At 66.0% G+C, this 22,657-nt stretch carries 30 protein-coding genes and 1 tRNA gene; 20 read left to right on the top strand and 11 right to left on the bottom strand.

Annotated features, from left to right (window positions below; all coding sequences use genetic code 11):
• Window positions 1-97 precede the first annotated feature (97 nt).
• The 3 genes from pnp (at window position 98) to ACTJJM_RS12435 (ending at window position 4,169) form a co-directional block, all read left to right on the top strand.
• Complete coding sequence (gene pnp / locus ACTJJM_RS12445; protein ID WP_010486455.1) at window positions 98-2,206, top strand: polyribonucleotide nucleotidyltransferase; 2,109 nt, start codon at window positions 98-100, stop codon at window positions 2,204-2,206.
• Between the two features lie 277 nt (window positions 2,207-2,483).
• Window positions 2,484-3,674: a glycoside hydrolase family 18 protein gene (locus ACTJJM_RS12440; protein ID WP_100446316.1), complete on the top strand. Its 1,191-nt coding sequence runs from the start codon at window positions 2,484-2,486 to the stop codon at window positions 3,672-3,674.
• Between the two features lie 90 nt (window positions 3,675-3,764).
• A complete protein-coding gene (locus tag ACTJJM_RS12435) occupies window positions 3,765-4,169 on the top strand; it encodes a VOC family protein (protein WP_100446314.1) in 405 nt (134 codons plus the stop codon).
• A gap of 24 nt (window positions 4,170-4,193) precedes the next feature.
• Here the strand turns inward: ACTJJM_RS12435 and ACTJJM_RS12430 are convergent, their stop codons facing one another.
• From ACTJJM_RS12430 to ACTJJM_RS12420, 3 genes are read right to left on the bottom strand one after another with little or no spacing between them, the layout of a single operon-like run.
• Entirely contained in the window at window positions 4,194-5,753 is a 1,560-nt protein-coding gene (locus tag ACTJJM_RS12430) for a PepSY-associated TM helix domain-containing protein (RefSeq protein ID WP_019336890.1), read from the bottom strand.
• Window positions 5,754-5,763: 10 nt separating this feature from the next.
• Window positions 5,764-6,027, bottom strand: a complete 264-nt coding sequence (locus ACTJJM_RS12425; protein WP_043401932.1) for a hypothetical protein — start codon at window positions 6,025-6,027, stop codon at window positions 5,764-5,766.
• The gene (locus ACTJJM_RS12420) at window positions 6,027-6,323 is read right to left on the bottom strand and encodes a hypothetical protein (protein ID WP_005410439.1); all 297 of its coding nucleotides are present in this window, start codon (window positions 6,321-6,323) and stop codon (window positions 6,027-6,029) included. The genes ACTJJM_RS12425 and ACTJJM_RS12420 overlap by 1 nt, the downstream gene beginning before the upstream one ends.
• A 428-nt stretch (window positions 6,324-6,751) precedes the next feature.
• Here ACTJJM_RS12420 and thrS point away from each other — a divergent pair, with 428 nt between their 5' ends.
• The 9 genes from thrS to ACTJJM_RS12375 all read left to right on the top strand — a co-directional run bounded on the left by thrS (window position 6,752) and on the right by ACTJJM_RS12375 (window position 14,579).
• On the top strand, window positions 6,752-8,653 hold the full coding sequence (thrS, locus tag ACTJJM_RS12415; RefSeq protein WP_010486466.1) for a threonine--tRNA ligase: 1,902 nt from the start codon (window positions 6,752-6,754) through the stop codon (window positions 8,651-8,653).
• A 48-nt stretch (window positions 8,654-8,701) separates the two neighbouring features.
• A complete protein-coding gene (gene infC, locus ACTJJM_RS12410; RefSeq protein ID WP_005410437.1) occupies window positions 8,702-9,244 on the top strand; it encodes a translation initiation factor IF-3 in 543 nt (180 codons plus the stop codon).
• 265 nt (window positions 9,245-9,509) lie between these two features.
• Window positions 9,510-9,707 (top strand): 50S ribosomal protein L35, encoded by a 198-nt coding sequence (gene rpmI / locus ACTJJM_RS12405; RefSeq protein ID WP_005410436.1) that lies wholly within the window; start codon window positions 9,510-9,512, stop codon window positions 9,705-9,707.
• A gap of 11 nt (window positions 9,708-9,718) precedes the next feature.
• Window positions 9,719-10,078 (top strand): 50S ribosomal protein L20, encoded by a 360-nt coding sequence (gene rplT / locus ACTJJM_RS12400; protein WP_005410435.1) that lies wholly within the window; start codon window positions 9,719-9,721, stop codon window positions 10,076-10,078.
• 193 nt (window positions 10,079-10,271) lie between these two features.
• Entirely contained in the window at window positions 10,272-11,267 is a 996-nt protein-coding gene (locus ACTJJM_RS12395) for a phenylalanine--tRNA ligase subunit alpha (protein WP_005417865.1), read from the top strand.
• Window positions 11,268-11,388: 121 nt separating this feature from the next.
• Window positions 11,389-13,770, top strand: a complete 2,382-nt coding sequence (pheT, locus tag ACTJJM_RS12390; protein ID WP_440865660.1) for a phenylalanine--tRNA ligase subunit beta — start codon at window positions 11,389-11,391, stop codon at window positions 13,768-13,770.
• Between the two features lie 27 nt (window positions 13,771-13,797).
• On the top strand, window positions 13,798-14,097 hold the full coding sequence (locus ACTJJM_RS12385) for an integration host factor subunit alpha (protein WP_005410432.1): 300 nt from the start codon (window positions 13,798-13,800) through the stop codon (window positions 14,095-14,097).
• Entirely contained in the window at window positions 14,078-14,434 is a 357-nt protein-coding gene (locus ACTJJM_RS12380; protein WP_005410431.1) for a MerR family transcriptional regulator, read from the top strand. Before ACTJJM_RS12385 ends, ACTJJM_RS12380 begins: the two co-directional genes overlap by 20 nt.
• A gap of 68 nt (window positions 14,435-14,502) precedes the next feature.
• Window positions 14,503-14,579: transfer RNA gene (locus ACTJJM_RS12375), tRNA-Pro, on the top strand.
• Between the two features lie 68 nt (window positions 14,580-14,647).
• Here the strand turns inward: ACTJJM_RS12375 and ACTJJM_RS12370 are convergent.
• From ACTJJM_RS12370 to ACTJJM_RS12360, 3 genes are all read right to left on the bottom strand, one after another.
• Window positions 14,648-15,088, bottom strand: coding sequence for a GNAT family N-acetyltransferase (locus ACTJJM_RS12370; RefSeq protein ID WP_019336887.1), 441 nt, complete (start codon window positions 15,086-15,088; stop codon window positions 14,648-14,650).
• Entirely contained in the window at window positions 15,085-15,438 is a 354-nt protein-coding gene (locus ACTJJM_RS12365; protein ID WP_010486477.1) for a DUF6713 family protein, read from the bottom strand. The genes ACTJJM_RS12370 and ACTJJM_RS12365 overlap by 4 nt, the downstream gene beginning before the upstream one ends.
• Before the next feature lie 86 nt (window positions 15,439-15,524).
• Window positions 15,525-16,034, bottom strand: a complete 510-nt coding sequence (locus ACTJJM_RS12360; protein WP_440865657.1) for a DUF3011 domain-containing protein — start codon at window positions 16,032-16,034, stop codon at window positions 15,525-15,527.
• A 242-nt stretch (window positions 16,035-16,276) separates the two neighbouring features.
• Between ACTJJM_RS12360 and ACTJJM_RS12355 the strand changes: the two genes are divergently transcribed.
• The gene (locus ACTJJM_RS12355) at window positions 16,277-16,672 is read left to right on the top strand and encodes a hypothetical protein (protein WP_012511691.1); all 396 of its coding nucleotides are present in this window, start codon (window positions 16,277-16,279) and stop codon (window positions 16,670-16,672) included.
• 24 nt (window positions 16,673-16,696) lie between these two features.
• Here the strand turns inward: ACTJJM_RS12355 and ACTJJM_RS12350 are convergent, their stop codons facing one another.
• Window positions 16,697-17,389, bottom strand: coding sequence for an aspartate/glutamate racemase family protein (locus ACTJJM_RS12350; protein ID WP_440865655.1), 693 nt, complete (start codon window positions 17,387-17,389; stop codon window positions 16,697-16,699).
• 85 nt (window positions 17,390-17,474) lie between these two features.
• Between ACTJJM_RS12350 and ACTJJM_RS12345 the strand changes: the two genes are divergently transcribed.
• From ACTJJM_RS12345 to ACTJJM_RS12325, 5 genes are all read left to right on the top strand, one after another.
• Window positions 17,475-17,786 (top strand): ArsR/SmtB family transcription factor, encoded by a 312-nt coding sequence (locus ACTJJM_RS12345; protein WP_010486485.1) that lies wholly within the window; start codon window positions 17,475-17,477, stop codon window positions 17,784-17,786.
• Window positions 17,786-18,136 (top strand): polyketide cyclase, encoded by a 351-nt coding sequence (locus tag ACTJJM_RS12340; RefSeq protein WP_440865653.1) that lies wholly within the window; start codon window positions 17,786-17,788, stop codon window positions 18,134-18,136. Before ACTJJM_RS12345 ends, ACTJJM_RS12340 begins: the two co-directional genes overlap by 1 nt.
• A 37-nt stretch (window positions 18,137-18,173) precedes the next feature.
• Window positions 18,174-18,782 (top strand): ATP-dependent Clp protease proteolytic subunit, encoded by a 609-nt coding sequence (locus ACTJJM_RS12335; protein WP_126560782.1) that lies wholly within the window; start codon window positions 18,174-18,176, stop codon window positions 18,780-18,782.
• A gap of 98 nt (window positions 18,783-18,880) precedes the next feature.
• Complete coding sequence (locus ACTJJM_RS12330) at window positions 18,881-19,522, top strand: LysE family translocator (RefSeq protein ID WP_019336882.1); 642 nt, start codon at window positions 18,881-18,883, stop codon at window positions 19,520-19,522.
• Window positions 19,523-19,616: 94 nt separating this feature from the next.
• The gene (locus tag ACTJJM_RS12325; RefSeq protein ID WP_006380555.1) at window positions 19,617-19,790 is read left to right on the top strand and encodes a DUF1328 domain-containing protein; all 174 of its coding nucleotides are present in this window, start codon (window positions 19,617-19,619) and stop codon (window positions 19,788-19,790) included.
• Window positions 19,791-19,812: 22 nt separating this feature from the next.
• On the opposite strand, the gene ACTJJM_RS12320 is transcribed toward ACTJJM_RS12325, so the two are convergent.
• The 4 genes from ACTJJM_RS12320 to ACTJJM_RS12305 form a co-directional block, all read right to left on the bottom strand.
• Window positions 19,813-20,145 carry an SMR family transporter gene (locus ACTJJM_RS12320; protein WP_043401898.1) on the bottom strand — a complete coding sequence of 111 codons (333 nt, stop codon included), beginning with the start codon at window positions 20,143-20,145 and terminating at the stop codon, window positions 19,813-19,815.
• A 13-nt stretch (window positions 20,146-20,158) separates the two neighbouring features.
• A complete protein-coding gene (locus ACTJJM_RS12315) occupies window positions 20,159-20,731 on the bottom strand; it encodes a TetR/AcrR family transcriptional regulator (protein ID WP_019336880.1) in 573 nt (190 codons plus the stop codon).
• A gap of 88 nt (window positions 20,732-20,819) precedes the next feature.
• Window positions 20,820-21,053, bottom strand: coding sequence for a DUF1653 domain-containing protein (locus ACTJJM_RS12310; protein WP_005410421.1), 234 nt, complete (start codon window positions 21,051-21,053; stop codon window positions 20,820-20,822).
• 12 nt (window positions 21,054-21,065) lie between these two features.
• The gene (locus tag ACTJJM_RS12305; RefSeq protein WP_019336879.1) at window positions 21,066-21,338 is read right to left on the bottom strand and encodes a hypothetical protein; all 273 of its coding nucleotides are present in this window, start codon (window positions 21,336-21,338) and stop codon (window positions 21,066-21,068) included.
• A 402-nt stretch (window positions 21,339-21,740) separates the two neighbouring features.
• Between ACTJJM_RS12305 and ACTJJM_RS12300 the strand changes: the two genes are divergently transcribed.
• Both ACTJJM_RS12300 and ACTJJM_RS12295 read left to right on the top strand, forming a co-directional pair.
• A complete protein-coding gene (locus ACTJJM_RS12300) occupies window positions 21,741-21,947 on the top strand; it encodes a hypothetical protein (protein WP_010486505.1) in 207 nt (68 codons plus the stop codon).
• Window positions 21,948-22,078: 131 nt separating this feature from the next.
• Window positions 22,079-22,642 (top strand): DUF3011 domain-containing protein, encoded by a 564-nt coding sequence (locus ACTJJM_RS12295; protein ID WP_010486507.1) that lies wholly within the window; start codon window positions 22,079-22,081, stop codon window positions 22,640-22,642.
• Window positions 22,643-22,657: the final 15 nt, after the last annotated feature.

Below are 22,657 nucleotides of genomic sequence, written 5' to 3'. Positions count from 1 at the left end.
CAATCCCCGATTCAGGCCGGAACGATCCGGCCACCCGCTGGCGGCAAGGGTCGCCGACGGTCCAAATTCGCAGACAGCATCCCCAAGGACACCCTCCGTGGCAAAAATCACCAAAACCTTCCAGTACGGCAAGCACACCGTCACGCTCGAGACCGGCGAAGTCGCCCGTCAGGCCAGCGGTGCCGTCATCGTCAAGATGGACGACACCGTACTGCTGGTCACCGCCGTCGCCGCCAAGAGCGCGCGCGAAGGCCAGGACTTCTTCCCGCTGACCGTCGATTATCAGGAAAAGTTCTACGCCGGCGGCCGTATCCCGGGTGGTTTCTTCAAGCGTGAAGGCCGTGCGACCGAGAAGGAAACCCTGATCTCGCGTCTGATCGACCGTCCGATCCGCCCGCTGTTCCCCGAAGACTACAAGAACGAAGTGCAGATCATCGCCACGGTCATGTCGCTGAACCCGGACGTGGACGGTGACATCCCGGCCCTGATCGGCGCCTCGGCTGCCCTGGCCCTGGCCGGCACCCCGTTCATGGGTCCGATCGGCGCTGCCAAGGTCGGTTACAAGAACGGCGAGTACATCCTGAACCCGACCGTCAGCGAACTGGCTGACTCGCAGCTGGAACTGGTCGTCGCCGGCACCTCCAACGCCGTGCTGATGGTTGAATCCGAAGCTGCGCTGCTGTCCGAAGAAGTGATGCTGGGCGCCGTGACCTTCGGTCACCGCGAGATGCAGAAGGTCATCAACGCGATCAACGAGCTGACCGTCGAAGCCGGCACCAAGCCGTCGACCTGGGAAGCCCCGGCCAAGAACGACGCGCTGATCGCCGCCCTGAAGGAAGCCATCGGCCCGCGCCTGGGCGAAGCCTTCCAGGTGCGCGACAAGCTGCAGCGCCGCGACGCCATCTCGGCGATCAAGAAGGACGTGGTCGAAACCCTGGCTGGCCGCGTGGCCGCTGAAGGCTGGAACCCGGCCGAGCTGTCGAAGGAATTCGGCGAGCTGGAATACCGCACCATGCGTGACTCGGTGCTGGACACCAAGGTCCGCATCGACGGCCGTGCGCTGGACACCGTCCGCCCGATCGCCGTGAAGACCGGCGTGCTGCCGCGTACCCACGGTTCCTCGCTGTTCACCCGCGGCGAAACCCAGGCCATTGTGACCATCACCCTGGGCACCGCCCGTGACGGCCAGGTCATCGACGCCGTTGCCGGTGAGTACAAGGAAAACTTCCTGTTCCACTACAACTTCCCTCCGTTCTCGGTGGGTGAGTGCGGCCGTATGATGGGCCCGAAGCGCCGCGAAATCGGCCACGGTCGCCTGGCCAAGCGCGGCGTGCTGGCTGTCATGCCGTCGCTGGAAGCCTTCCCGTACACCATCCGCGTCGTCTCGGAAATCACCGAGTCGAACGGTTCCTCGTCGATGGCCTCGGTCTGCGGCTCGTCGCTGGCCCTGATGGACGCCGGCGTGCCGGTGAAGGCGCCGGTTGCCGGTATCGCCATGGGTCTGGTCAAGGAAGGCGAGCGCTTCGTCGTCCTGTCCGACATCCTGGGTGACGAAGATCACCTGGGCGACATGGACTTCAAGGTGGCCGGTACCGCTGAGGGCATCTCCGCCCTGCAGATGGACATCAAGATCGAAGGCATCACCGAAGAGATCATGAAGCAGGCCCTGCAGCAGGCCAAGGCTGGCCGTCTGCACATCCTGGGCGAAATGGCTCACGGCCTCACCGCTCCGCGTGAAGAGCTGTCGGACTACGCGCCGCGCCTGTTGACCATCAAGATCCACCCGGACAAGATCCGCGAAGTGATCGGCAAGGGTGGTTCGACCATCCAGGCCATCACCAAGGAAACCGGCACCCAGATCGACATCCAGGACGACGGCACCATCGTCATCGCATCGGTCAACGCCATCGCTGCCCAGGCCGCCAAGGCCCGCATCGAGCAGATCACCTCGGACGTCGAGCCGGGCCGCATCTACGAAGGCAAGGTCGCCAAGATCATGGACTTCGGTGCGTTCGTCACGATCCTGCCGGGCAAGGACGGTCTGGTCCACGTGTCGCAGATCTCCAGCGATCGCGTCGAGAAGGTCGGCGACGTGCTGAAGGAAGGCGATGTGGTCAAGGTCAAGGTGCTGGAAGTCGACAAGCAGGGCCGTATCCGCCTGTCGATGAAGGCCGTGGAAGAAGGCGACGCCGTCAGCGCCGAATAATCGGCGGTGGGTGTCAACCTTGCTTGGTTGACACGCTCCTGGAATCGCTGAAATGAAAAAGCGGGCTTCGGCCCGCTTTTTCTTTGCCTCGAAGTTGCGAACAACCGCTCACCCAGGTCGCCGCATGTCCTGCTGCGGTGCATGAGAGGCGCTACGCAGCCATTGTTCTGTCACCGTTGCGCGGATCGCGCCTGTCCATCGGACGACATGCCACGACATCGGTCCCACAGCCCCATCGGTTTGCTAACGTGGCGGCGCCTTCGAACCGGGAGATTCCATGTTCCGCCAGACTGTGGCCGTCCTTGCCGGACTGATTGCCGGCGCCCTGCCCATTGCCGCGCACGCTGCGCCCGCGCAGCCGCCGATCTTCGGTGCCTACTACCCTGGTGGTTCCGCCGAGCGCTATCCGGTGTCGAGCATTCCGGCCGAGCGCCTGACCCACCTGTTCTACGCGTTCTCGACCATCGAGGACGGGCGCTGCACGATCGGTGCGGAAGCGCCGAAGCATTTCGCCGCACTGGCCGAACTCAAGAAGGCGCATCCGCACCTGCGCACGCTGATTTCGATCGGCGGCTGGGGCGCAGGCGGGTTCTCCGATGCGGCACTGACCGAAACCAGCCGCAAGCGCCTGGTCGACTCATGCATGACGCTGTTCTTCGAGCGCCATGCAGGCAGCTTCGATGGTGTGGACATCGACTGGGAATTCCCGGTCAGTGGTGGGCCGAAGGAACTGGCGCACCGCCCGCAGGATCGCGCCAACCTGACCCGGCTCGCGCAGGCGTTCCGCGTGGCACTCGATGCGCGCGGTCGCAAGGCGGGGCAGCCGATGCTGCTGACCGCCGCGCTGGCCGCCGGTCGCCTGCAGACGGATGGCCCCTACGATCCGGCGGCGAGCTACGACCTGCCGGCGCTGGCCAAGGTGTTCGATTTCATCAACCTGATGAGCTACGACATGGGCACCGGCTTCTCGGCGGTGTCAACCTTCAACGCACCGCTGCTTGAGGTGGCGGCCGATCCACTGGCGCCGGAGCTGCGCCGTTGGAACAACGTGGCCGGTGCTGTGCAGTTTTACCGCGACCACGGCGTACCGGCCCACAAGCTGGTGCTGGGCGTGCCGTTCTACGGGCGCGGCTTCAAGGTTACAGGTGATGCCCCGGATGGGTTGTACCAGCCCTACAGCGCACCGGCCGATGCAGGCGACTGGCGGGTGATCAAGGCGCGCTATCTCGACCAGCCGGGCTGGACGAAGCACTGGCAGCCGCAGGCGCAGAGCCCGTGGCTGTACAACGCCGAACAGAAGGTCTTCATCAGCTATGAAGACCCGCGCTCGATCGGGCTGCGTGCGCAGTTCGCCCGCGAGCAGGGCCTGGCCGGTGTATTCATGTGGGAGCTGACCGGCGACGACGAGCAGGCCAGCCTGCTCAACGCCATGCTGGGCCCCTGGCAGAAGGCGCGCATCGGCGATTGAGCTGCATCAGGCGATGCCCGGCGCAATGCCGCAACGCCATCGGCCCAACCCCGCACAGCATGTCCACGCCCGCAGCGTTACGCTGCGGGCATGATCCATCTCGAACGCCTGGACCATCTGGTCCTCACCGTCGCCGACATCGACCGCAGCTGTGATTTCTACCAGCGCGTGCTCGGCATGCAGGTCGTGCGCTTCGGCGCGGGACGTACCGCGCTGCAGTTCGGCCAGCAGAAGATCAATCTGCATCCGGCCAGTGCCCCGCTGCAGCCGCATGCGTTACGACCCACGCCGGGCAGCGCCGACCTGTGCCTGGTCACGCATACGGCGGCAATCGATGTGCTGGCACACCTGCAGGCGCAGGCCGTCGCGGTGGAGGAGGGGCCGGTGGCCCGCACCGGCGCACTGGGTCCAATCGAATCGGTGTACTTCCGCGACCCGGATGGCAACCTGATCGAAGTCAGCCGCTACCTGGACCCAGCGCACCTGCTCCGGTAGCGCCGGGCCATGCCCGGCGAAGGCTCAGTTGGCCCAGACGCTGTTCGGATCGCCGTTGCGGGCGCGGCGTTGACTGGCCACTGCCAGGCGGGCGAAGCCGAAGGCCATGGCCAGCGCGATGGCATCGACCCAGAACAGCGGCCAGTGGCCACGCGCGGCCGCACGCCACAGCCAGTCACCATTGAGTGCGCCGTGCAGGATCGGCACCAGCGCGGTACTGATTGCCGCCGCCCACAGCAGCTCGCGTGCGGCCTGTGCCGGGCGACGCAGCGCGGCCCACAGCGCACAGGCCGCCCAGCTGCCGAAGCAGGCCCAGCGGATGCCGTGGTCGACCGCCGCCGGCGCCAGCCGTTCCAGCACCAGCGCGGTGAGGAACGCGACCGAGATCGCCACGCACAGGCCGATGCACACGCCGACCGTGGCCCGTGCCATGTTCACTCCGGCACGCGGTTGCTGCGGCTGGCGACGCTTGCGCCGCGACTCGATCCACAGCAGGTTGCCCGAGTAGAACAGGAACGCACCGCCCAGGCCGAGCAGGAAGTACAGCCAGACCACCACCCCGTTGCCGAACTCGCCGAAGTGCAGCGCATAGGCGGCGCTGAGCGTGGCGTGGTTGGCGTCGCGCTGGCCTGGCAGCTGGGTGGCCAGTACCTGGCCGGTGGCGACATCCAGCGCCACGGCGCCGAGCGGGCCGAGGGTGCCGGTGGATTCGCCGGTGATCTCGATGGTGGCGTTGGTGTCGCCCGCGTTGGCCAGCTTCAGGTAGGCCGGCTCGAAGCTGGTCACGCCCTGTGCGCGCGCCACCTCCAGCGCCCGCGCCTGCAGCACGCGCAGGCTGCCCGGCGGCGAGGGGATGCCGGTCGCTTCACGCACCGGTGCGGTGTCCATCGCTGTTGGCACGGCCTGCAGGGCCTTGCCGTCGAAGATCAGGGGGTTGAGCAGGGCCATCTGCACGAACACCAGGCAGAGCAGGGCGCCGGTCACCGCGAACATCAGGTGGAAGGGCAGGCTCAGTACGCCGATCACGTTGTGCGCGTCCTGCCACAGCTGTTTCAGGTTGCGCCCCGGACGCAGCGCGAACAGGTCGCCGAGCAGCTTCGGCAGATGGATCACCAGGCCGCTGAGCAGCGCCATGCCGTACAGCAGGCTGACAATGCCCATCACGTAGATGCCGGCCACGGGCAGGCCCAGGCTGTAGTGCAGCTCGTTGACCAGCTCGGCCAGCCCGGTCTGCGGCGGCGTCGGGCTGCCGCCAATCTGCCCCGGCCAGGCATAGCGCCAGCTGCCATCATCGGCCTGCCAGTACGCAAGTGGCTGCGGGTGGTCGGCGCCGGGGAAGGTCATGCCGACGTGGCGGCGGGCTTCCGGGTGTGTCGCCAGTACGTCTTCCAGCAGGTACTGCGCATCGTCCAGCCCGGCTGGCAGTGCGGTGGCCGCGCCCGGGGTCTGCCACAGCGGCAGGTCGTGATGGAACAGGGTCAGCGCACCGGCGTAGAAGGCCACGAACAGGCCGAACCCGGCGACCAGGCCGACCCAGGTGTGCAGGGTGGTGAACGTGCGCAGCGTCTGCGAACTGAACTTCATGGGAGAGGTCTCATTGCACCGCGCCGGTCAGGCGCAGCAGCCCGAGCACGGCGAAGCCGGCGGCGGCGCTGCCGCCCAGCACGAGCCAGGCACGCAGCGCGCTGCGGAAACTGAACGCCCACAGGGCGGCCAGCATCCACAGCGGGATGAAAGCGATCAGGGTCGGCACCAGCGCCCGCTGCCAGGGGCCGGGCGGCAGCCATGCCAGCAGGCCGGTCGCGGCCGCGGCCAGGAAGAAGCCGGCGACGATGCCGGCGAAGGCGCGCGGCCACATCAGGGCGACTCCGTGCCCGGGCGATGCCAGGCGGCCAGTGCCGGCAGCAGCATCGCCGCCAGCATCCAGGTGCACAGCATGGCCACCAGGCCGGCGGCAAAGCCGAGCTCGGCCATCCACAGCCACAGCGCGGCGGCGGCCGCGACCAGGCCGATCTGGCGGCCCAGGCGGCCGGCCCGGCGCAGGCGCGGCCAGCGGCAGTGCGGCGAGGCGGCATAGAAGGCCAGCGCGGAGAACATCGCCGCCAGCATGCCCAGGCTGCAGAAGCCCAGGGTGGAAAGGCCGACGGTGATCATTGCGGGCGGCCGCCGTGGCAGCGGGCCAGCGAACGCGGGGCACGGGCGGGGCCGGCGGGAGCCGGTCGGAGCGGGTGGCGCATCACGAGGTCCTGGGGGGAAGCGGGCAGGCTGGCACGGGGCGGGCTGCGCGGACATGGTAATCATTGCGTTTTCACGCCGCCAGCGAGGGCCATTCAGCGTACCGTACGGTAGCCCTTGGGCTTTCCGGTGCGCTGGTTTAAGATCATCACACTCCCTGACTGGAACAAGGTGGCCCGCGCCCAGCGCCGGCCGAGCGTGCGACATGAGCACTACCACCGCCCACTGTTGACCTGCCCCCGAAGGCCCTGTGTCCCTGGCGCCCTCGTGGCGCTTTTTTATTGCCCGGGCGCCGCCCCGGGAGCGCTTTCCAGCCCGCCCAGCGGGCCCCGCACGAAGCCACTCCGATGATCAACATTACCCTCCCCGACGGCAGCCGCCGCGAGTTTGAAAACCCCGTCAGCGTCATGGACGTCGCCCAGTCGATCGGTGCCGGCCTGGCCAAGGCCACCATCGCCGGTGCCGTGGATGGCGTGCTGGTCGATGCCAGCGACGTCATCGACCACGATGCCAGCCTGCGCATCATCACCGCCAAGGACGAGGAGGGCGTGGAGATCATCCGCCACTCCTGCGCCCACCTGGTCGGCCACGCCGTCAAGCAGCTGTACCCGGATGTGAAGATGGTGATCGGCCCGGTGATCGCCGAAGGCTTCTACTACGACATCTACTCCGAGCGCCCGTTCACCCCGGACGACATGGCCGCGATCGAGAAGCGCATGGGTGAACTGATCGCCCAGGACTACGACGTCATCAAGAAGATGACGCCGCGCGCCGAAGTGATCGAGATCTTCAAGGCCCGTGGTGAGGACTACAAGCTGCGCCTGATCGAGGACATGTCCGACGACATCCAGGCGATGGGCATGTACTACCATCAGGAATACGTGGACATGTGCCGTGGCCCGCACGTGCCGAACACGCGCTTCCTGAAGGCCTTCAAGCTGACCCGCATCTCCGGCGCCTACTGGCGTGGCGACGCGCAGAACGAACAGCTGCAGCGCATCTACGGCACCGCCTGGGCGGACAAGAAGCAGCTTGAGGCGTACATCAAGCGCATCGAGGAAGCCGAGATGCGCGACCACCGCCGCATCGGCAAGCAGCAGGACCTGTTCCACCTGCAGGAAGAAGCACCGGGCCTGGTGTTCTGGCACCCGAAGGGCTGGGCGCTGTGGCAGGTGGTCGAGCAGTACATGCGCAAGGTCTACCGCAACAGCGGCTACGGCGAAGTGCGCTGCCCGCAGATTCTGGACGTGAGCCTGTGGAAGAAGTCCGGCCACTGGGACAACTACCAGGACAACATGTTCTTCACCGAATCGGAGAAGCGCACCTACGCGGTCAAGCCGATGAACTGCCCGGGCCACATCCAGGTGTTCAACCAGGGCCTGCACAGTTACCGCGACCTGCCGATCCGCTACGGTGAGTTCGGTTCCTGCCACCGCAACGAGCCGTCCGGCGCGCTGCACGGCATCCTGCGCGTGCGTGGCTTCACCCAGGACGACGGCCACGTGTTCTGCACGGAAAACCAGATCGAGTCGGAAGTGACGGCCTTCCATCAGCAGGCGCTGGCGGTCTACCAGCACTTCGGCTTCGACGACATCCAGATCAAGATCGCCCTGCGTCCGGAATCGCGCCTGGGTGACGATGCGACCTGGGACAAAGCGGAGGGCGCGCTGCGCTCGGCGCTGACCGCCTGTGGCGTGGAATGGCAGGAGCTGCCGGGCGAGGGTGCCTTCTATGGCCCGAAGATCGAGTACCACCTGAAGGACGCCATCGGCCGTACCTGGCAGCTGGGCACCATGCAGGTCGACTTCATGATGCCGGGCCGCCTGGGCGCCGAGTACGTGGACGAGAACAGCCAGAAGAAGCACCCGGTCATGCTGCACCGGGCCATCGTCGGCTCGATGGAGCGCTTCCTGGGCATCCTGATCGAGCACCATGCCGGCCAGTTCCCGGCCTGGCTGGCCCCGACCCAGGTGGTGGTGGCCAACATCACCGACGCCCAGGCCGACTACGTCTCGGGCGTGACCAAAACCCTTGCGGAGCAAGGCTTCCGCGTCAGCTCGGATTTGCGTAACGAGAAGATCGGCTATAAAATCCGCGAGCATACGTTGCAGCGCGTGCCCTACCTGCTGGTCATTGGTGACCGCGAGAAGGAAAATGGGGCTGTGGCGGTGCGTACGCGTTCTGGCGAAGATCTGGGCAGCATGAGCCTGCAGGCCTTCATCGAGCGGCTCCACGCCGAGGGCGCGTAAGCAAAGGTCCGGTCCGGGCGCACAGGCACCCGGACCGGTTCGATACCCTTGGGAGAACGTAATATCAGCACCCCTGACAACAAACAGAACCGCAAGAATCAGGAAATCCGTGTGCCGCGCGTCCGCGTGATCGGCAGTGACGGAGAAATGATCGGCGTGTTGTCGCGCGACGAAGCGCTGTCCATGGCCGAAGATGAAGGCCTGGACCTGGTCGAAATCCAGCCGCAGGCCGATCCGCCGGTCTGCAAGATCATGGACTTCGGCAAGTTCAAGTTCGAAGCGCAGAAGAAGGCCAGCGAGGCCAAGAAGAAGACCAAGCAGGTCGAGATCAAGGAAGTGAAGTTCCGTCCGGTCACGGACGAGGGCGACTACCAGATCAAGCTGCGCAAGATGCGCGGGTTCCTTGAGGATGGTGACAAGATCAAGGTCAACATCCGCTTCCGTGGCCGTGAAATGAGCCACCAGGAACTGGGCCGCGAAATGGCCAACCGGATCGAGACCGATCTGGGCGAGGACATCGTCATTGAATCCCGTCCGCGCCTGGAAGGGCGTCAGATGGTCATGATGATCGCGCCGAAGAAGAAGACCTGAGGCCTGACGGGCCGCCCTCCGGGGCGCCTGGCTGAACGGTTCAGGGTGAAGGGGCGCCATCGGCGCCCCTTCGCTTTTGCGGCATGCCGGTGAATTGCCGTGAAAGGGTTGCAGGGGCTGGTGGCAGGGCGGTTTTGCCTGTATCATGCCCGGCTCGACCCACCCAGGACGGGTCGTACGCCGATCATGGCAGGACGGAAAGAGCGGCCCAGGCCGCCGCCAGATCAGTCAGAAACCAGGGTCATATCCCATCAAGGACATTGCAATGCCCAAGATCAAGACCAACCGGGCAGCGGCCAAGCGTTTCCGCAAGACCGCCTCGGGCAAGTACAAGTGCGGCCACGCCAACCGTAGCCACATCCTCACGAAGAAAGCGACCAAGCGTAAGCGTAATCTGCGTCAGACGGGCCATGTCCGTGCAGAAGACGCAGGCCGTCTGGACCGCATGCTCCCTTACCTCTGAGGAACTGAAAAATGGCACGAGTTAAGCGTGGCGTACAGGCGCGTCGCCGCCACAAGAAGATTCTGGATCTCGCCAAGGGCTATTACAACGCCCGTCGCAAGGTCTTCCGCGTCGCCAAGCAGGCGGTCATCAAGGCTCAGCAGTACGCCTACATCGGCCGTAAGCAGAAGAAGCGCAACTTCCGTTCGCTGTGGATCACCCGTATCAATGCGGCTGCCCGCATCAACGGCCTGAGCTACAGCCGCTTCATGAACGGTCTGCTGAAGGCCGGCATCACCCTGGATCGCAAGGTCCTGGCTGACATCGCCGTGCACGACGCAGCCGGTTTTGCTGCGCTGGCCGAAAAGGCCAAGGGCGCGCTGGCGGCATAAGTCCTTCCCGATGCCGTAACCGTTCACTCGGAACGGTGTCAGGTCAAGGCAATGCATGGGGAAGGGCGCAAGTCCTTCCCCATTCTTTTTTGGGTCCCGGCGAGGCCACGATGGCAGCGCGGGGACGGCGGTGGCGACAGGGGTCGGCCCTTCGCGCATCGCGATGGCAGATCGACTGGAGTTCCGGCCCCCCATGAGCGACATCCAATCCCTCACCACCCAGGCGCTGGCCGATGTGGCCGCCGCACAGAGCCCCGACGTGCTGGAACAGCTGCGCGTGGCCCTGCTTGGCAAGAGTGGCAGCATCACCTCGCAGCTCAAGCAGCTCGGTGCCCTGCCGGCCGACGAGCGCAAGGCCGCCGGTGAAGCGATCAACCAGGCCCGTGACGCGCTGACCCGCGCGCTGGGTGAGCGCAAGGCGCTGCTGGAAGACGCGGCACTGGATGCGCGCCTGGCCGCCGAAGCCATCGACATCACCCTGCCGGGTCGCAACGGCGACCGTGCCGGCCTGCACCCGATCACCCGCACCCTGGAGCGCATCACCGGCATCTTCGGCCGGCTGGGCTACGAGCTGTCGGAAGGGCCGGAGATCGAGGATGACTGGCACAACTTCGAGGCGCTGAACTTCCCGCCGCACCACCCGGCGCGCGCCATGCACGACACCTTCTACTTCGGCGACGGACGCCTGCTGCGCACGCATACCTCCGGTGTGCAGGTGCGCTACATGGGCGACCACGCGCCGCCGCTGCGCATGATCGCCGCCGGCAAGGTGTACCGCAGCGACAGCGACCAGACCCACTCGCCGATGTTCCACCAGGTCGAAGGCCTGCTGGTGGACGAGCATTCGACCTTCGCCGACCTGAAGGGCACGCTGGCCGAGTTCGTGCGCGCGTTCTTCGAGCGCGACTTCGAGATGCGTTTCCGTCCCAGCTACTTCCCGTTCGTTGAACCGGGTGCGGAAGTGGACATCGCCTGGCAGCAGCCCGATGGCAGCACCCGCTGGCTGGAAGTGCTCGGCTGCGGCATGGTCCATCCGAACGTGCTGCGCAATGTCGGCATCGATCCGGAGCGCTACACCGGCTTTGCCTTCGGCATGGGCGTGGAGCGTTTCGCGATGCTGCGCTACGGCGTCAACGACCTGCGCGCGTTCTTCGAGAACGACGTGCGGTTCCTGAAGCAGTTCGCGTAAGCCGCAACCGTGTAGAGCCGAGCCATGCTCGGCTGCTTTTCTGGATGGACGCCTCCTTGCGCATGCGCTGGGCGACCACAAAAACCGCAACGGGAGGCACACCTCCCACCAGGGTGACACCATGAAATTCTCCGAAAACTGGCTGCGCAGCCACGTCCCGACCTCCGCCTCGCGCGATGAGCTCAGCGCGGTGCTGACCGCCATCGGCCTGGAAGTGGAAGAGGTGACCGCGCTTGGCGAAGGCCTCGAGCACGTGGTCGTGGCGCGCATCGTCGAAGCGGTGCGCCATCCCGAAGCCGATCGCCTGCAGGTGTGCAAGGTCGATGCCGGGCAGGGCGAGCTGCTGCAGATCGTGTGCGGCGCACCGAACGCGCGCCCGGGCCTGGTCGCGCCGCTGGCGATGGTCGGCGCGCAGATCGGCGAGCTGAAGATCAAGCTGGCCAAGCTGCGCGGCGTCGAGTCCAACGGCATGCTGTGCTCGGCCAAGGAGCTGGGCCTGGACAACGATGCCTCCGGCCTGCTGGAACTGCCGGACGACGCACCGGTCGGCCAGTCCCTGGTCGAGTATCTGGGGCTGCCGGACGCCAGCATCGAGATCAAGCTGACCCCGAACCGTGCCGACTGCTTCAGCCTGCGCGGCATCGCTTACGACGTCGCCGCCGCCACCCGCAGTGAAGTGCTGGACTTCGCGGCCGACGCCATTGCGCCGGTCGGCAGCCGCGAACTGTCGATCCAGCTCGACGCCGGCGCCGAAGCACCGCGTTACCTGGGCCGCGTCATCGAAGGCGTCAACGCCGCTGCCAAGACCCCGCTGTGGATGGCTGAGCGCCTGCGCCGCAGCGGTGTGCGTCCGGTCTCGCTGCTGGTCGACATCACCCAGTACGTGATGCTGGAGCTGGGCCAGCCGATGCATGCCTACGACCTCGGTACCCTGCAGGGCAGCATCGCCGTGCGCCGTTCGCGCGCGGGCGAGAGCCTGAAGCTGCTGGACGGCCGCGATGCCGCACTGGACGACAGCTTCCTGGTGGTTACCGATGCTGACCGTGCGGTCGGTCTGGCCGGCCTGATGGGCGGCTTCGATACCCGCGTCACCGACGCGACCACCGCCGTGTTCCTGGAAGCTGCGCACTTCGCGCCGGCCGCGATCATGGGCCGTGGCCGCAAGCTCGGCCTGCACACTGATGCCGGCCACCGCTTCGAGCGTGGCGTCGACCCGGCATTGCCGCGCACCGCCATCGAATACGCCACCCGCCTGGTGCTGGACCTCGCCGGCGGTACCCCGGCGCCGGTCACCGAGGCCGTGCGTGCCGATGACCTGCCGCAGCCGGCGACGATCGTACTGCGCCGTGCTCGCATCAGCCGCGTGCTGGGCATCACCATCGACGACGCCGAAGTCGAGCGCATCCTGCGCGCGCTGGGCATGGACGTGGCTGCGACGGCCGAGGGCTGGCAGGTCGTCGCGCCGAGCCGTCGCTTCGACATCGCCATCGAAGAAGACCTGATCGAAGAACTGGCCCGCATCCACGGTTACGAGCAGATCCCGACCACGCTGCCGGGCGGTGCCTCGCGCGTGGCGATGCCGAGCGAGACCCAGCTGGACGCGCTGAGCGTTCGTCGCCAGCTGATCGCCCGCGACCAGCAGGAAACCGTCAACTTTGCCTTCGTCGACGACGCGCTGCTGACCCAGTGGCAGCTGCGCGATGGCCTGGTACCGCTGGCCAACCCACTGTCGGCCGAACTGGCGGTGATGCGCCCGTCGCTGCTGCCGGGCCTGGTCGCCACGCTGGGCCGCAATGCCGCGCGCCAGTTGGGTCGCGTGCGCCTGTTCGAGCTCGGCCGGGTGTTCACCCAGCAGGCCGGAGATGGCCAGCCGGCGCCGCTGGAAACCCCGCGCGTGGCCGCTGCGGTCTGCGGTGATGCGCAGGCGGTGCAGTGGGGCCTGCCGACCCGCAAGGTCGACTTCCACGATCTGAAGGGCGACCTGGAATCGCTGGCCGCTGCCAGTGGCGCGCAGCTGGAGTTCCGCCCGTCGGCCCGTCCTTACGGCCACCCGGCGCGCTCGGCCGAGGTGTTCCGCGATGGCGTGGCGATGGGCTGGATCGGCCAGGTCCATCCGCGCCTGGTCAAGGCGATGGCCATCGAATCCGACGTCTACGCCTTCGAACTGGATCTGGAACCGCTGACCGCCCGCCGCCTGCCCCGTGCCGGCGAGCTGTCGCGCTTCCCAGCGGTGCGTCGCGACCTGGCGTTCCTGGTGCCTGAACAGGTGGCCTGGGCCGATCTGGCGGCGACCGTCCGCCAGGCCGCCGGCCCGCTGCTGCGCGACCTGAACCTGTTCGACCGCTACGTCGGCCAGGGCGTCGAGCCGGGATTCAAGAGTCTCGCTATGGGCTTGATTTTGCAGGACAAGTCGCGCACTCTGACGGACCGCGACGTGGATGCGGTGGTGGCCGAGGCGGTCACTGCCATCGAGCGTGAACATCACGCCCGGATCCGCGGCTGAGCGGGCAGCACTCGGGGGTAGCAGGCAATGGCATTGACCAAGGCGGAGATGGCGGAAAAGCTGTTCGACGAAGTCGGTCTGAACAAGCGGGAAGCCAAGGAATTCGTCGACGCGTTTTTCGATGTGCTGCGTGAAGCATTGGAACAGGGACGTCAGGTGAAGCTGTCGGGCTTCGGTAATTTCGATCTGCGGCGCAAGAACCAGCGCCCGGGTCGCAACCCCAAGACCGGCGAGGAAATTCCGATTTCCGCCCGTACGGTGGTCACCTTCCGTCCGGGCCAGAAGCTCAAGGAGAGGGTGGAAGCTTATGCTGGATCCGGGCAGTAACCGCGAACTACCGCCGATCCCGGCCAAGCGCTACTTCACCATCGGTGAAGTCAGCGAGCTGTGCGACGTCAAGCCGCACGTCCTGCGCTACTGGGAAACCGAGTTTCCCAGCCTTGAGCCGGCCAAGCGCCGAGGCAACCGCCGCTACTACCAGCGCCATGACGTGCTGATGGTGCGGCAGATCCGCAGCCTGCTGTACGAACAGGGCTACACCATCGGTGGTGCACGCCTGCGTCTGGACGGCCCCGATGCCCGCGAGGAATCGGCGCTGAGCAACCAGATCATCAAGCAGGTACGCATGGAACTGGAAGAAGTGCTGCAGTTGTTGCGCCGCTGATCCCATTTCCATCGTAATCCGCTATACTTCACGGCCCGCCGCACTGGCGGGCACATCGCAGCATCAGTCGGGGCGTAGCGCAGCCTGGTAGCGCATCTGCCTGGGGGGCAGAGGGTCGTCGGTTCGAATCCGGCCGTCCCGACCACTGTGATGAATCAAGAAGCCTGCGCAGCAATGCGTGGGCTTTTTTGTGCGCGCTGCTGATGCCGATGATCAGTCTTCAGCGAAGCGGTAGATCAGCTCCGGGTCGCCGTCATCCAATCCGTGCACGATGCCGCTGTCGATGAAGCCCGACGCAACGAGCAGGCGCTGCATGCCGATGTTGGAGGCATTGGTCGAGGTGAACAGCTTGCCGCGACCGCGCCGTGCGATCGCGTGTCGCAGCAGTGCGGTACCAATGCCGTGGCCGCGGCGTTCGCGCGCCACCATCAGCATCTCGACGAAGGCCTCGCCGAAGAAGTGGTGATGCATGACCAGGTAGCCGACGACCCTGCCGTCCTGCTCGGCGACATACACGCCGCCGTGTGCCAGCCAGTTGCCAATCTGCATGATCCGCTCTGGATCAATGGCTGCCACGCTGTCGAGCGCGATCAAGGCATCCGCGTCCTGGGGGCTGCCGTTACGCAGGCGCGGAGAACGGGACGTCCGGCTCATCGCGGGCGGAGCTGCAGCAACAGACCGCCACCCGATACAAAACAGGCGAGCAGGACGATGATCGACAGCGGCAGGTGGAATTCATTGCGACCGAGCAGGGCAAACGCCAGGTGGATCAGCGCCGTGCCAATGCCGAGCGCGCCACAAACCAGTGCATAGCCGCGCGCCGTGGATGTACCCAGCAGGGCATGGCGATAACCCCAAAGCACGGCGCCGACTGCGAACAGGTTGAACAGCAGGAAGCCCTGGATGCCGCCGGGCACATGGAACATGGTCCATTCCTGCCAGAACGCAGCGTCGATCTGATGCAGGATCAACGCCAGCAGCGTCGCCAGATACCATCGTTCCATGTCGTGCTCCCTACCATGCAGGCCATAGTCTATCGACTCCGCCTTGCACGCACGCCTACTCGTTGCAGCCAGCGCGTGGCAGGCAGTCAATACACCCGGAACTCGGCACGGCAGCCGTCGCTGACCCACACGCCGCGACGGTCCCAGCCCCAGTTGCGGTCCTCGATGCAGGTCGTCACCGATTTCTGCTTGACCAGCCGTACCTCGTGACGAACGCGAATCCGGCACTCCTTGTCCTTGTTCTCGTAGGACTCGCAGACCAGGCGTTCACCCTCGTTGTCGCGGTCACGGCCGCGGCCACGTCCCGGCCAGCGCCCGTATCCATCGGCGACGAACTCGGCTCGGCAGCCGTCGGTCACCCATAACGTGCGGCGGCTCTGGCCCCAGTTCTGGTTCTCCACGCAGCGGGTGACCGACAGTTGCCTGGCCAGGCGCATCGGGCCCTCGATGGGGCATTGCTCGGTCTTGTTGAACTGGGATTCGCAGCGCAGCGCTGGAATGTGATCAGTGTCGTAGTCCTGGGCGGCCACGGCGGTGGCGGCCAGCAGCAGGACAAGGCCGGCGCCGGTGATCGGCAGCAGCGGGCGAAGGGTCATAGGGAGCCTCGAGCGTGGATTCGGGTGGCAAGAATGACCCAGCACGGGGCCGTCGGAACGCATCGTTCCGGAAGTGGCTCAGTAAGGATTTAGTAGTGCGCACGGGCCCATGCAGAGGCTTACATCCCGTATCATCGCTGCACATCCGATCGCATCGGTTTACACCTTCTTACATGTCTTCCACGCCTGTCGGCGCAGCCTGTGGCTGCCGTCACTGGTGTGCGGGCGGCCTGTGGGGGAGGATGCGCGGACCACGACGACCACAGGGGGTTGCGTTGATCAGCAGTACCGTCATTCATCGCTCGGCCGACGCAGGCGGCGCCGAGGTGCGGGTCCTGGACACCACGTTCAAGGGCAAGCATGTGTTCATTGCCTGGGGTCTGCGCGGGCCGGAACTGACCCGCAGCGCGGACCCGGCTGCGACCGTGGCCGCACGCAAGGCGCTGCACGCGGTTGCCGGCCACAGCGAAGGGCCGCGCAGCCCGGAAGTGTTCATCGCCAACCAGTCGGCGGTGGCGATCACGGTCTATCGCCTGCTTACCGAAGCGCGCTCCGGCGATGCCATCTTCTTCCTGTGCGATTCCCAGGCGGTGGTCGAGTGGCTGATCACCGCGCTGGAAGTGCAGGGCGCGGACTGATTCCGCGTTCCGGCGCGCATTGATTCACGCCAGCGCCGCATCCACGGCGGCCCGCGCATGCAGTGCAGTGGTATCGAACAGCGGCACTGTGCTGTCCTCCGGCCGTACCAGCAGCATGATCTCGGTACAGCCGAGGATGATGGCCTCGGCGCCGCGCGCGACCAGTCTCTCGATCACGCCGGCGTAGACCTGTCGTGAGTGCTCGCTGACCACGCCGGCAATCAGCTCCTGGTAGATGATGTCGTGCACGCTGCGCCGGTCATCGGCATCGGGCACCAGCACTTCCAGATCGAAGCGATCCTGCAGCCGGCCGCGGTAGAAGTCCTGCTCCATGGTGAAGGCGGTGCCGAGCAGGCCCACCTTGCGTGCGCCTGCCTGCACGATGGCCTGGGCGGTGGGGTCGACGATATGCAGCAGCGGCAGTGGGCAGGCCGCCTCGATGCGGTCGGCCAGCGTGTGCATGGTGTTGGTGCAGACCAGCAGCAGATCGGCACCACCGGCCTGCAGGCGTCGTGCGGCGTCGACCATGTGGTCGCCCAGTGCATCCCAGTCGCCGTCGTGCTGCAGCTGCTTGATCGGGGCGAAGTCCACCGACCACAGCAGCAGCTGCGCGGAGTGCGCGCCACCGAGGCGCTGCCGTACGTCCTCGTTGATGAGCCGGAAGTACTGGGCCGAGCTTTCCCAGCTCATGCCGCCGATCAGGCCAAGGGTCTTCATGCATTGCTCCAGGGAAGAGGCTGTCATTGCAGCACAGCAGATCGGAGGGTTGCATTAAACATTAGTGGATACTAATGTATTGATCATGATCGAGAACGCCCTGTTCAAGGCGCTGGCCGACCCCACCCGCCGCCATATCTTCGAAAAGCTGGCCGAGGGCGGGCAGCATGCCAGCGCGCTGCGCGAGGGCATGGCGATCAGCCAGTCTGCGATGTCCCAGCACCTGGCAGTGCTGCGCGATGCCGGACTGGTGCATGAGCAGCGCCAAGGCCGCTTCGTCCACTACGAGGTCGATCCGCGCGGGCTGGCCCACATCGGCCGCTGGTTGCAGCGCTACCGGGCCTACTGGCCGGCGCGGATGTCCGCACTGCAGAACCTGCTGGAGGAGATGGACTGATGGACGACGTTCTGAACGAAGCGGCTCCCGCCTTGGTGATGGAGCAACGGCTGCCAGCGCCACCGGGACGGGTCTGGCGCGCACTGTGCGATCCGGCGCTGCGTGAGCGCTGGTTGCCTGCAGCCGATCTTGCCGACCCGCAGCCCTGCCTGTGCGAGGAGGGACGGGAGCTGGGCTTCCGCTTGCGCGATGCGCAGCCCCCACATCTGCACAGTCTGGTGTGTTTCCGGCTGCGCGCGGATGGGGGTGGAGGGACGGTGCTGACCATCGTGCATCGGCTCACTGACCGGCGTTCTCTGATCCCGCCGGCTTCCAACGATGAGCATCGCACGGTGATGCGCGCGGCTTGAACCAGCGCTTGGATCGAACGCTATAGGGAGCAGGCACATGCGGGACAGGATGCAGCTGGTACCGATGGTGGTGGAACGCAGCGAGCGCGGCGAGCGTTCCTATGACATCTACTCGCGGCTGCTGCGCGAGCGCATCATCTTTCTCAACGGCGAAGTCGATGACACCGTGTCGGCGCTGGTCTGCGCGCAGCTGCTGTTCCTGGAATCGGAAAACCCGGAGAAGCCGATCCATCTGTACATCAACTCGCCAGGCGGAGTCATTTCCAGCGGCTTGGCGATGTACGACACCATGCAATACATCTCGGCCCCGGTGCATACGCTGTGCATGGGCACCGCGCGGTCGATGGGGTCGTTCCTGCTGATGGCCGGCGAGCCCGGTCACCGCGCGGCGTTGGCCAATGCCAGCCTGCACGTGCACCAGCCGCTGGGCGGGGTGCAGGGCCAGGCTTCGGACATCTTCATCCACGCCGAGGAAATGCAGCGCACCAAGCAGCGCATCACCCGGCTGTATGCGCAGCATTGCGGACGCAGTGTCGAGGAGGTCGAGCAGACCCTGGACCGCGATCATTTCATGAGTGCCGAGCAGGCATGCGAATGGGGCCTGATCGACCAGGTACTGGTACGGCGCGACGCGCACGCGGCCTGAGCCTGCCTCTGTAACCACCACATCCACGCTGTGCTGTATGTGCCGCGCGTTGCAGACGCACTCTATGCTGGTACGGTCTTCTGAAGTGGATGTGCGCCATGGCCCTGCATACCTGGTGGTGGTTCCTGGCCACGGTGTTTGTTCTGTGTGGCACGCCGGGGCCGAACATGCTGCATATCCTCGGCCGCAGCGTCGGACTCGGCTTCCGCGGCAGCGTGCCGGCGATGGCCGGCTGCCTGCTGGCGATGCTGCTGGTGCTGGCCGCGTCCGCTGCTGGCCTGAGCGCATTGCTTCATTCCTCGCCGATGCTGTTCGAAGTGCTGCGCTATCTGGGTGTGGCCTACCTGGCCTGGCTGGGCCTGAAGGCATGGCGCGATAGTTGCCGTCCCGCGCCTGCGGTGACGGTGGATGCCGCACTGCCGATGACGCCGACGCTTGGTGCCTGGACCGTGTTCCGTGGTGGCCTTCTGGTGGGCCTGAGCAATCCCAAACTGCTGCTGTTCGCGGCGGCGTTCCTGCCGCAGTTCGTCGATCCGTCACGCGGCCAGGCACTGCAGTACAGCGTGCTGGTGGCCACCTTCGCCGCCTGCGAACTGTTCTGGTACGTGATGTATGCAGCCGGTGGCCATGGCCTGCGCCGCTGGCTGGCCAAGCCGTTTGCACGACGCTGGTTCGAGCGGCTGGTGGGCAGCGTGTTCCTGGCGTTTGCCGTCGCGCTGCTGCGCTTCCGTCCGCGCTGATTCACGCCGCGCACGCGGCCTGTTCACGACTGCCGCATCGGCCACGGCCTAGCCTGATCATCCAGTAGGCAGTCCCTGTGGGGAAAGGTTTGACATGATCAAGTGGGCCATCATCTTCGCCATCATCGGCGTCATTGCGGGCGTGCTCGGCTTCGGTGGCATTGCCGGTGCCGCGGTCGGCATCGCCAAGTTCCTGTTCTGGGCCGGCATCATCATCGCCGTGGTGCTGTTCCTGCTCGGCATGACCGTAGCGAAGAAGGTCAGCTAGCGTTGATCGCGCAGCAGCGTGCTCAATGTGCGCTGCTGCGCGAGAACAGATTGATCACCAGTACACCGGCGCAGATCAGGCCGATGCCGATCAACGCGGGTGCATCCAGGCGCTGCTTGAACACTGCCAGCCCGATCAGCGAGATCAGCACGATGCCGACGCCGGACCAGATCGCGTAGGCGATGCCGGTCGGAATCGACTTCATGGTCATCGACAACAGGTAGAAGCACAGCCCGTAGCCGACCAGCGCGCCCAGCGTCGGCGCCAGCCGGCTCATGCCGTCGGACGCCTTCAGCAGTGATGTCGCAATCACTTCCAGCACGATGGCGGCAGCAAGGTAGAGGTAGGGATTCATTGCGCGCTCCAGTTCACTGCGGGTCGCACAGTTTCAGGGCCTGCTCGGCCATGGCCAATGCGTTGGCACGTTCCTCCTCGTCCAGCGGACGCCCATAGGCCGTGGCCCAGTAGCCATCGGCAGCGCAGCGCGCCGCGTACAGTCGGGGATCGTTGGCTTCGCCGGCGAATTCGGCCAGCATCGCACGCTTCCAGGTGCGCCAATGCGCGAGCAGGGCCGGTTCCATCAGGTTGCCGAGGGTCAGGCCGATGTCGTTGTCCTGCTCCTGCTGCAGCAGATGCTCGAAATTGGCCTGCACATAGGCGCGGCTGAAACGGCCATGGCCTTCGGGATTCTCCTGCAGCAGGGCGCGTACCCGCGCTTCGAACTCGCCGATGAGCGCTCCGACGGCTTCATCCACCAGTGCCTGCTTGCTGCTGAAATGATGGAACAACGCACCCTTGCTGACACCAGCGGCCTGCGCGACGTCCTGCACGGTCAGCGCGGCCAGGCCGTTACGGCCGATCACTTCAATGGTGGCCTGCAGCAGTGACTGGCGCACGCTGTCGGGCGCCTTGCGGCGCGAACGGGAGGGGGATGCGGACATGGTGGGAAGAAACCGACTGGACGGTACGATTGTAGCGCAGGCCCGCTGTGTTGCCGCGCGCTGCCGGCCTGGACCGGCAGCGGAACCGTCATGCGTCGACGCGGGCGAAACGTGGTTGCGGTCCGTGCTCGCCGGGCACCTGCTCGACGAACATGGCGTACGGGCGTACCCACAGGCCGCCTTCGCCATACAACGCGCGGTACAGCACCATCGGCTGCAGGGTCTCGCTGCTGCGGACGATGTCCAGCACTTCGTACTCGCCGCCCTTGAAGTGGCGGTAGCGGCCCGGGGCCAGGGTGGGGAGCGGACTCAGCTCAGCCATGGTGGGCACGACTCACTTGCGCGCCGGGCTGGCAGGCTTTGCGCAATAGGCGTTGATGGCTTCGGCGGTGTTGGCCAGGCCCTGTGCCTGCGCCAATTCCCACGGGCGTTCGCAACGCTGGCTGTGCTCGCACCACTGGTAGCCGGCCGAACCGATGCAGCCATGCGCATCGCGATCACCGCCGACCACCGGCGTGGCTGTCGCTTCGGCGTGCGTGGGTGCCTTGTCCGGGCTGGCGCAGGCGACCAGGACCAGTAGCGCGGGAATCAGAAGAAGGGATTTCATCGGCGGAGCTCCGTGCCTAAAGCAACAGTGTCGGCCGCAGGAAAAATGGCAGCAAGTGCTCAGTGCAGGGCGGCGCGGATCAGTTCCTCGATCAGCACCAGATAGCTGGCCACGAAGTAGAACTTCAGCAACGTCGAACGCTGCTGCGAGAAGAAGGTGCGCATGTGGAAGGGGCCCCTGTTGGTGACGGTAGTGTGAAGCTCTGTCAACTCCGTGACAAGGGTCACGAAAGGGATTCACTAAACGGCCTCAGGGATGTGAGGGCGGGGCGGTCTGACAGTCCGGCGCGGCATTTTCGTACAAATCTGATAGGCCATCCCGGAGGTGCTCGCTAGCCTGATGGTGTACCGGCACTCAGAGCCTTCCGCTGCCGGCGTGCCTTCATTCCGCAGGAGTCTTCCAATGGTCATTACCGTTCAATGCAACGCCCGGCACTGGTCCGTACTGGATCCGCAGGCGCATGACGCCACCCGTTATGCACGGGGCGCCGAGGCTTTCGATGTCGCTGCGGCGCGGGCCCTGGAGCACCACCGCCGTACCGGCCAGCGCAGCACGGTACGGGTCGAGGCGCTCGGCAATTCGGTGGACGCACTCCACGTCGGAAGTTGACACCACCGGCTGAGGCGCAGTCAGCCACGGTTGAGTTGTTTGAATGGGGAAAAACCGCCGTGGGGCGCCCCCCTGTGCGCCGCGCCACGAATCCCCGATGCTTGCGCCATCGTATTCATCCGGAGATCCCGATGGGCAAGGCACTCACCTGGCGCACCCTGGCCTGCACCCTGCTGCCAATGCTGGCGGCCGCGGGCGGCGCGCAGGCGCAGAGCTATGGTTACGGTTATGACGACGATCGCTACGGCGGTCGTGATGGCGGCGGCATCGTACGCTGCGAATCGATCAAGAACCGCAGCAATGAATGCCGCCTGGAAGGCCGTGCCCGGATGATCCGCCAGTTGTCGGGCTCGCCGTGCGTGGAAGGCGAGACCTGGGGACAATCGCGCTATGGTGTCTGGGTTACCCAGGGCTGTCGTGCCGAGTTCGTTGGTGAGTACCGCCGCGGCGGTGGCTGGGGTGGTGGCCATGGCAACGGCTGGGGCAATGGTGGCAATGGCTGGGGTGGGGGTGAGGTGATCACCTGCCATTCCAACGGTCATCGCCAGGAGTACTGCGATGCGCGCATCCGTCGTGGTGTGCGCCTGGTCCGCCAGGATTCACGCAGCGCCTGCATCGAGGGCCAGACCTGGGGCTGGGACCGCCGTGGCATCTGGGTCAGCGACGGTTGCCGGGCGCAGTTCCAGGTGAATTGAGCACGCGCCTCGAAA

The sequence above is a fragment of the Stenotrophomonas sp. 22692 genome, assembly GCF_052045015.1.
Lineage (GTDB): Bacteria > Pseudomonadota > Gammaproteobacteria > Xanthomonadales > Xanthomonadaceae > Stenotrophomonas > Stenotrophomonas geniculata.
The sequence above is the reverse complement of the archived record's forward strand: the minus strand, read 5'-3'. Positions and strand labels throughout refer to the sequence as shown.

Coding starts and splice junctions, on each gene's coding strand:
- ACTJJM_RS12440 (WP_100446316.1), top strand. CDS start 2,484: ATGTTCCGCCAGACTGTGGCCGTCCTTGCCGGACTGATTGCCGGCGCC.
- ACTJJM_RS12315 (WP_019336880.1), bottom strand. CDS start 20,731: ATGTCCGCATCCCCCTCCCGTTCGCGCCGCAAGGCGCCCGACAGCGTG.
- ACTJJM_RS12430 (WP_019336890.1), bottom strand. CDS start 5,753: ATGAAGTTCAGTTCGCAGACGCTGCGCACGTTCACCACCCTGCACACC.
- ACTJJM_RS12325 (WP_006380555.1), top strand. CDS start 19,617: ATGATCAAGTGGGCCATCATCTTCGCCATCATCGGCGTCATTGCGGGC.
- ACTJJM_RS12380 (WP_005410431.1), top strand. CDS start 14,078: ATGCTGGATCCGGGCAGTAACCGCGAACTACCGCCGATCCCGGCCAAG.
- ACTJJM_RS12345 (WP_010486485.1), top strand. CDS start 17,475: ATGATCGAGAACGCCCTGTTCAAGGCGCTGGCCGACCCCACCCGCCGC.
- ACTJJM_RS12310 (WP_005410421.1), bottom strand. CDS start 21,053: ATGGCTGAGCTGAGTCCGCTCCCCACCCTGGCCCCGGGCCGCTACCGC.
- rpmI (WP_005410436.1), top strand. CDS start 9,510: ATGCCCAAGATCAAGACCAACCGGGCAGCGGCCAAGCGTTTCCGCAAG.
- ACTJJM_RS12295 (WP_010486507.1), top strand. CDS start 22,079: ATGGGCAAGGCACTCACCTGGCGCACCCTGGCCTGCACCCTGCTGCCA.
- ACTJJM_RS12335 (WP_126560782.1), top strand. CDS start 18,174: ATGCGGGACAGGATGCAGCTGGTACCGATGGTGGTGGAACGCAGCGAG.
- ACTJJM_RS12420 (WP_005410439.1), bottom strand. CDS start 6,323: ATGATCACCGTCGGCCTTTCCACCCTGGGCTTCTGCAGCCTGGGCATG.
- ACTJJM_RS12350 (WP_440865655.1), bottom strand. CDS start 17,389: ATGAAGACCCTTGGCCTGATCGGCGGCATGAGCTGGGAAAGCTCGGCC.
- ACTJJM_RS12340 (WP_440865653.1), top strand. CDS start 17,786: ATGGACGACGTTCTGAACGAAGCGGCTCCCGCCTTGGTGATGGAGCAA.
- ACTJJM_RS12360 (WP_440865657.1), bottom strand. CDS start 16,034: ATGACCCTTCGCCCGCTGCTGCCGATCACCGGCGCCGGCCTTGTCCTG.
- ACTJJM_RS12330 (WP_019336882.1), top strand. CDS start 18,881: ATGGCCCTGCATACCTGGTGGTGGTTCCTGGCCACGGTGTTTGTTCTG.
- thrS (WP_010486466.1), top strand. CDS start 6,752: ATGATCAACATTACCCTCCCCGACGGCAGCCGCCGCGAGTTTGAAAAC.
- rplT (WP_005410435.1), top strand. CDS start 9,719: ATGGCACGAGTTAAGCGTGGCGTACAGGCGCGTCGCCGCCACAAGAAG.
- ACTJJM_RS12355 (WP_012511691.1), top strand. CDS start 16,277: ATGCGCGGACCACGACGACCACAGGGGGTTGCGTTGATCAGCAGTACC.
- ACTJJM_RS12370 (WP_019336887.1), bottom strand. CDS start 15,088: ATGAGCCGGACGTCCCGTTCTCCGCGCCTGCGTAACGGCAGCCCCCAG.
- pheT (WP_440865660.1), top strand. CDS start 11,389: ATGAAATTCTCCGAAAACTGGCTGCGCAGCCACGTCCCGACCTCCGCC.
- ACTJJM_RS12365 (WP_010486477.1), bottom strand. CDS start 15,438: ATGGAACGATGGTATCTGGCGACGCTGCTGGCGTTGATCCTGCATCAG.
- ACTJJM_RS12320 (WP_043401898.1), bottom strand. CDS start 20,145: ATGAATCCCTACCTCTACCTTGCTGCCGCCATCGTGCTGGAAGTGATT.
- ACTJJM_RS12395 (WP_005417865.1), top strand. CDS start 10,272: ATGAGCGACATCCAATCCCTCACCACCCAGGCGCTGGCCGATGTGGCC.
- ACTJJM_RS12300 (WP_010486505.1), top strand. CDS start 21,741: ATGGTCATTACCGTTCAATGCAACGCCCGGCACTGGTCCGTACTGGAT.
- ACTJJM_RS12425 (WP_043401932.1), bottom strand. CDS start 6,027: ATGTGGCCGCGCGCCTTCGCCGGCATCGTCGCCGGCTTCTTCCTGGCC.
- ACTJJM_RS12435 (WP_100446314.1), top strand. CDS start 3,765: ATGATCCATCTCGAACGCCTGGACCATCTGGTCCTCACCGTCGCCGAC.
- ACTJJM_RS12305 (WP_019336879.1), bottom strand. CDS start 21,338: ATGAAATCCCTTCTTCTGATTCCCGCGCTACTGGTCCTGGTCGCCTGC.
- ACTJJM_RS12385 (WP_005410432.1), top strand. CDS start 13,798: ATGGCATTGACCAAGGCGGAGATGGCGGAAAAGCTGTTCGACGAAGTC.